Below are 6,407 nucleotides of genomic sequence, written 5' to 3'. Positions count from 1 at the left end.
GGCGTCCCCGGCGCCACCCTCCCCGAACTCAAGCAACGCCGCGTCGCCAAGCGGGACACCCCCGTCCTCCAGGTGGACGAGCCGGAGGAACCGGGCGGCCGGTCCGACGTCTCCGTCGACAACCCGGTGCCGGAGCCGCCGTTCCTCGGTACGCGGGTGGTGAAGGGGATCCAGCTCAAGGAATACGCGGGGTGGCTCGACGAGAACGCCCTGTTCAAGGGCCAATGGGGACTGAAGGACGCCGGTTCCATCGAGTCGGAGGGCCGGCCGCGGCTTCGGGGATGGTTGGACCGCCTGCACACGGAGCAGCTCCTGGAGGCCGCGGTTGTGCACGGCTACTTCCCGTGCGTCTCGAAGGGCGACGACCTGATCGTCCTCGACGAGGACGGTGGGGAGCGGACCCGGTTCACCTTCCCGCGTCAGCGCCGCGGCCGTCGCCTGTGCCTGGCCGACTTCATCCGTCCCGAGGAGTCCGGAGAGGTCGACGTCATCGGTTTCCAGGTCGTCACCGTCGGATCCCGGATCGGTGAGGCCACGGCCAAGCTGTTCGAGGCGAACGCCTACCGCGAGTACATGGAGCTGCACGGCCTCTCCGTCCAGCTCGCCGAGGCCCTGGCCGAGTACTGGCACGGCCGCGTCCGCTCCGATCTGGGGATCGCCGGGTCGGATCCGACCGCCATGGACGGCATGTTCCGTACCGAGTACCAGGGCTGCCGGTACTCCCTGGGCTACCCGGCCTGCCCCGACCTGGAGGACCGCGCGAAGATCGCCGACCTGCTGCGGCCGGAGCGGATCGGCGTCCACCTCTCGGAGGAGTTCCAGCTCCACCCCGAGCAGTCCACCGACGCCATCGTCATCCACCACCCCGAAGCCAACTACTTCAATGCCGGAGGCCGCCGATGACCGCCGGCCCCGTACACCTCCGAGGAGCACATCCCATGCCTGTCGAATTCACGGATTTCAAGGTCGCCGATCCGTCGCTCGCCGCGTTCGGGCGGAAGGAGATCACGCTGGCCGAGCACGAGATGCCGGGGTTGATGTCGATCCGGCGTGAGTACGCCGGGGCGCAGCCGTTGGCGGGTGCTCGGATCATGGGTTCGTTGCACATGACGGTGCAGACGGCGGTGTTGATCGAGACGTTGGTGGCGTTGGGTGCCGAGGTGCGGTGGGTGTCGTGCAACATCTACTCGACTCAGGATCATGCGGCGGCGGCGATCGCGGCGGCCGGGATTCCGGTGTTCGCCTGGAAGGGCGAGACGCTGGAGGAGTACTGGTGGTGTACGGAGCGGGCGTTGACGTGGCCGGGGCACGCGGGTCCGAACATGATCCTCGATGACGGTGGTGACGCCACGCTGTTGGTGCACAAGGGGGTGGAGTTCCAGAAGGCGGGTGTGGTTCCGGATCCGTCGACGGCGGACAACGAGGAGTACGGGCACATCCTGAGGCTGCTGGGTCGTACCGACATCGACTGGACGGCGCTGGCGGCCGATATCCGTGGTGTGACCGAGGAGACCACCACCGGGGTGCACCGGCTGTACGAGATGCATCAGGCGGGTGCGTTGTTGTTCCCGGCGATCAATGTGAACGACGCGGTCACGAAGTCGAAGTTCGACAACAAGTACGGCTGCCGGCACTCCCTGATCGACGGCATCAACCGTGCCACCGACGTGTTGATCGGCGGCAAGGTCGCGGTCGTCCTCGGCTACGGCGACGTCGGCAAGGGCAGTGCGGAGTCCCTGCGCGGCCAGGGTGCCCGCGTGGTCGTCACCGAGATCGACCCGATCTGCGCCCTTCAGGCGGCGATGGACGGCTATCAGGTCGCCACTCTCGACGATGTCGTGGAGACCGCCGACATCTTCATCACCACGACCGGTAACAAGGACATCATCATGGCCGCGGACATGGCCAGGATGAAGCACCAGGCCATCGTGGGGAACATCGGTCACTTCGACAACGAGATCGACATGGCCGGTCTGGCCGAGGTCGAGGGCATCGTCAAGGACGAGGTGAAGCCGCAGGTCCACACCTGGACGTTCCCCGACGGAAAGGTCCTCATCGTCCTGTCCGAGGGGCGTCTGCTCAACCTCGGCAACGCGACCGGCCACCCGTCGTTCGTGATGTCGAACTCCTTCGCGGACCAGACCCTCGCCCAGATCGAGCTCTTCACCAAGCCCTCCGAGTACCCGACCGACGTCCACGTGCTGCCCAAGCACCTCGACGAGAAGGTCGCGCGCCTCCACCTCGACGCCCTCGGCGTCCGCCTCACCACCCTGCGCCCCGAGCAGGCCGCCTACATCGGCGTTCCCGTCGAGGGCCCGTACAAGCCCGACCACTACCGCTACTGACCGCCGTGGAAACCACCTGCGAAGTACGCGATCCGTGGCTCCCGGACCTGTTGCTGCGCACCGAACGTGATGCGCTGCTGCCGCTGCTGCGCCGTACGCCCGAGAGCTCGTACGGGCTGCGGACGGCGTGCCCCGGGTGGACGGTGCGGGACGTTCTGGCCCACTGCGCGGCAGCACTCGTCCGCATCGTCGAGGGCCGGCTGGAGGAAGGGGTGTTCCTGCCCGCGGCGAACGCCGCCGACGTGGCCGAGCGGGCGGACTGGCCCGTAGCGCGGATCGTCGACGAGTTGGAACGCGGATTCACGGAAGCCGGAGCTGCCATCGCCGCCGCGGACGGCACGCTGGACGCGGTGGCACTGGGGGAGTGGATCCACGCGGGTGACGTCCGTGAGGCCTTCGGGGCGCCCGGGGCGTACGGCGGGGGCAGTCTCGCGCTCGCGCTGCCCCTGCTCCGCACCACCAGCCGGAAGCGGGACACACCGAGGCTGCTCGCCCACCTCGACGGTCACGCGGAACCGCTGGACCTGGGCAACGCCGAGCCCGGCCGCCCCCCGGCCCGCTTCACCGGCGACGCTGCCACGCTGATCCGCCTCTACTCCGGACGCCCGCTGGTCGCGACCCGCTACGCACTGGAAGGCGCCGCGGAGGCGGAGCTGCTCATCTACCGGTGACCCCGGACGACCGGCCGGGCCGGGCCCCGCTCCGCCCCCGAGGGCGAGCGGGACCCGGCCCGGCCGGTGCGCGTCGTCAGTCGATCCGAACGACCTGGAAGGCCTCCGCCATCCGCCCCGCGGGCAGCCCCGCCGATCGTGCGTGGTCGCCGAGCCAGCTCCGCAACAGCCCCGCCAGGTCATCGAAGTGGGCGGTCTGCGAGGTGTGGATGCGCAGGGCCTCCACCTTCCGGTCGAACACCGGGGTGACGTCGACGTACCGGTTCGGTGTGGGGCCCGTCATCAGCCACAGCTCAGGGACGATCCACGGTTCCAACCCCTCCTCCTTGAGGAGCGACGGGTGCGCGAACGGGTTGCGGGCCTCGGGGTAGATCGCCCGCAGCGAGGCGTCGCCCACCGCGCGGTGGTCGGGGTGCAGGTCGGCGACGCGCCCCCAGTTGATCTCGGGGCTCGGGATGACGGCCCGCTGCGGGCGGACCTGCCGGATCACCCGGCACAGGTCGCGGCGCAGGTCCAGGTTCGATTCGACCTGGCTGTCGGGATAGCCGAGGAAGCGGACGTCGTCGACGCCGCTGCGCTTGGCCGAGTGGACCTGTTCGGCGCGCCGGAGGTCGCCCATGGCCTGACGCGGCAACTGTTCGTCGTATCCGCCGGCGCCGCCGTCGGTGACGATGCAGTACGTCACCCGGGTGGTGCCCTGTGCGATCCACCGCATGACCGTCCCGCTGACGCAGAACTCGATGTCGTCCGGGTGCGCGGCCACGACCAGCAGGGATTCCGGTGCGCTCAGGTCTGTGCGATCGGTCGCGAAGTGTTCCATGCGATCAGCGTGTTGGGCACGGACGTGGGCCGCAAGGCGGGCCCTCTGGCGTACTCGCGACATGACATCTCTACGCCACGGCGTAGCCGGGTGGCCCCACCGGGCCGTCCTCGGGCGGGTTCCCGGTGGCCGTGGGCGTCTGGCGTTTCCACGCATGGCGTGAACGCGCAAGCCGTAATCAGACCGCTTGGTTCGTTTCTCTGTCACGCTTTGTATGGGCACCCCGCTCTCCCCGGACCTCCGGCGGCGTGCGGAGCGGGGCGGGCCCGCGCCCCGTCCGTTCCGCGTCTTGCTGCGTACTGCGCACCACAGCGTCAAGGAGGTCCCATGAGCACCCCCGTATGGATCACCGCGACCCCGCCGGCCACCCACGGCGAACTGCACGTCGGCCATCTCGCAGGACCGTACGTCGCTGCGGACGTGCTGTCCCGGTACCTGCGGGCCGAGGGCGAGCCCGTGCTGTTCACCACCGGCACCGCCGACCACACCAGCTCCGTCCACGTCCGCGCGCTCCGTGCGGGCCGCAAGCCGGAGGAGGTCGCCGAGGGTTACCGGGAGGCGATCACCGCCGACTGGCTGCGCTCGGGCGTCGAGTTCGACCACATCGTGCGCCCGCGCCAGGACAAGGGATACGGGCGCTGGTTGGCGGACCTGTTCCGGCGCCTCCACGCGGAGGGCGTCATCGCCGCCCGCACCCGCCTGACGCCCTACTGCGAGCCCTGCGGGCGCTGGCTCCACGGGGCGCACGTCACCGGCTCCTGCCCGCACTGCTCCGCGCCCAGCGACGGCGGCATGTGCCACGAGTGCGCCCGCCCCAACGACGGCGGCGACCTGTTGGACCCGCGGTGCGTCCAGTGCGGATCCCCGGCCACGCCCCGGCGCTGCCGGCGCCTCTACATCCCGCTGGAACCGCACCGCGAGGCCCTCGCCGACCACTGGGCCACCACCGGCCTCCCACCGCGGCTGGCCGCCCTGTGCGAGTCGCTCGCCGAGGACGGCCTGCCCGACGTGGCCGTGTCCCATCCCGCCGGGTGGGGACTGCCCGTACCGGTCGACGGTTTCCCGGAGCAGCGCATCGACGGCTGCTTCGAGGCCGCCGCGATGCACCTCTTCGGGCATCGCGACCGGCCGCTGCCCGAACGGTCCATCCACTTCTGCGGTTTCGGTCACGCCTTCTGCCATGCCGTTCTGCTGCCGGTCCTGTTGTTGTCCCAGGGGGTCGAACTGCCGCAGCGCTTCTGCGTCAACGAGGCGTACGTCATCGACGACGAGGCGTTGTCACGGGGCTCCGGGGAGAAGGCCTGGGCACTGGACCTGATCACCGAGTACGGTTCGGACACCCTGCGCCGGCACGTCCTCCAGGCGCGGCCCGTGGCCACCCGCACGGCGTTCCGCACCGATCGGCTGGCCGCGGCCCGCCGCGAACTCGACGAGGGCTGGAACCACTGGCTGTCGCGCCTGTTCGCCGCCGTACGGGAGCAGTGCGCCGGCCTCGTACCGCCGGCGCTGCCCGGCGGGGCCGGCTGGGAGGTGCTGGAGCGCCGGTTGCTGCGCGGGGTCGAAGACCTGCGGGAGGCGTACTCGCCGGAGGCGTTCGACCCCCGCAGGGCGATGGCCCTGCTCGACGAGATGGTCCGGTCGGCCTCCGACTTCGGCCACGTCAACGCGCACGAGGCCCACCGCCCCACCGCGGGACGCCGACACCTGCCCGTCCTCGCCGCCCAACTGGCCGTGGCCCGCGCACTCGGCGCCTGGGCGCGACCGGTCATGCCCGAGGGCGCGGGCCGGTTGGCCGCCGCGCTCGGCGTCGAACCGGGCGGCCCGGTCTCCGCCGCCGTGCTGGCCCCTCCCGCGCCGGGCACCAGGCTGGCCCCGCCCTCGGGACCGGTGTTCGGCTTCTGACCGGCCCGCGGACCCCACCCGCGAACCGCACCACCGCACGACGACAGCCCTCCCCACCACGCCGCGTGAAACCCCCGCCGGTCACACGGCGGTACGGGACGCACGAGGCCCCTGCCCGTAGGAGCTCCACGTGTCCCTGCGCGTCGCCATGCTCAGCGTCCACACCTCGCCGCTGCACCAGCCCGGCACCGGGGACGCGGGTGGCATGAACGTCTACATGGTCCAGCTCTCCCGCGCCCTCGCCGAACTGGGCGTCGAAGTCGACCTGTTCACCCGCTGTCGGGGTGAGGCCATGCCGCGGTGGGTCGACCTCGGCCCCGGTGTACGGCTGCGCCACCTGGAGGCCGGCCCGCGTGCCCCCCTGCCCAAGGAGGACATGCCGGGCCTCGTGGTGCCGTTCTCGCTGGCGCTGCTGAAGGAGGAACGCCGCTACGACCTGGTCCACTCCCACTACTGGCTCTCCGGGCAGGCCGGCCGTATCGCGGCCGTCGGTTGGCGGGTCCCGCTGGTGCACACCGCCCACACCCTGGCCCTCGTCAAGAACGCCGCGCTCGCGGACGGCGACACCCCCGAGCCGTCCGTGCGGATCCGCGGCGAACACCAGGTGGTCGGCTCCGCCGACCGGCTGATCGCCAACAGCGGCGACGAGGCGCGGGCGTTGCGGGAGCT

General features: G+C 71.0%; 5 protein-coding genes and 1 pseudogene. 5 read left to right on the top strand and 1 reads right to left on the bottom strand.

What is annotated here, in order from left to right:
- From ACZ58N_RS38235 to ACZ58N_RS38225, 3 genes are all read left to right on the top strand, one after another.
- Nucleotides 1-903 (top strand): vitamin B12 dependent-methionine synthase activation domain-containing protein (locus ACZ58N_RS38235; protein WP_471170057.1); only part of this gene is annotated, 903 nt, incomplete at its 5' end.
- A 35-nt stretch (nucleotides 904-938) separates the two neighbouring features.
- Nucleotides 939-2,345, top strand: coding sequence for an adenosylhomocysteinase (ahcY, locus tag ACZ58N_RS38230; protein WP_471170054.1), 1,407 nt, complete (start codon nucleotides 939-941; stop codon nucleotides 2,343-2,345).
- Nucleotides 2,342-3,016 carry a maleylpyruvate isomerase family mycothiol-dependent enzyme gene (locus ACZ58N_RS38225; protein ID WP_471170063.1) on the top strand — a complete coding sequence of 225 codons (675 nt, stop codon included), beginning with the start codon at nucleotides 2,342-2,344 and terminating at the stop codon, nucleotides 3,014-3,016. Before ahcY ends, ACZ58N_RS38225 begins: the two co-directional genes overlap by 4 nt.
- 76 nt (nucleotides 3,017-3,092) lie before the next feature.
- Here the strand turns inward: ACZ58N_RS38225 and ACZ58N_RS38220 are convergent, their stop codons facing one another.
- Complete coding sequence (locus ACZ58N_RS38220; RefSeq protein ID WP_471170051.1) at nucleotides 3,093-3,836, bottom strand: PIG-L deacetylase family protein; 744 nt, start codon at nucleotides 3,834-3,836, stop codon at nucleotides 3,093-3,095.
- A gap of 327 nt (nucleotides 3,837-4,163) precedes the next feature.
- Here ACZ58N_RS38220 and ACZ58N_RS38215 point away from each other — a divergent pair, with 327 nt between their 5' ends.
- The gene (locus ACZ58N_RS38215; protein WP_471170048.1) at nucleotides 4,164-5,738 is read left to right on the top strand and encodes a class I tRNA ligase family protein; all 1,575 of its coding nucleotides are present in this window, start codon (nucleotides 4,164-4,166) and stop codon (nucleotides 5,736-5,738) included.
- 148 nt (nucleotides 5,739-5,886) lie between these two features.
- A pseudogene (locus tag ACZ58N_RS38210) lies at nucleotides 5,887-6,399 on the top strand (glycosyltransferase); the annotation flags it as partial.
- Between the last annotated feature and the right edge of the window lie 8 nt (nucleotides 6,400-6,407).

It is taken from the genome of Streptomyces sp. NPDC040432 (genome assembly GCF_055595445.1).
This window is presented reverse-complemented; position numbering and strand designations above follow the sequence as displayed.

Excerpts from the sequence above, each read along its gene's own strand:
- ahcY (WP_471170054.1), top strand. The coding sequence starts at position 939 with ATGCCTGTCGAATTCACGGATTTCAAGGTCGCCGATCCGTCGCTCGCC.
- ACZ58N_RS38220 (WP_471170051.1), bottom strand. The coding sequence starts at position 3,836 with ATGGAACACTTCGCGACCGATCGCACAGACCTGAGCGCACCGGAATCC.
- ACZ58N_RS38215 (WP_471170048.1), top strand. The coding sequence starts at position 4,164 with ATGAGCACCCCCGTATGGATCACCGCGACCCCGCCGGCCACCCACGGC.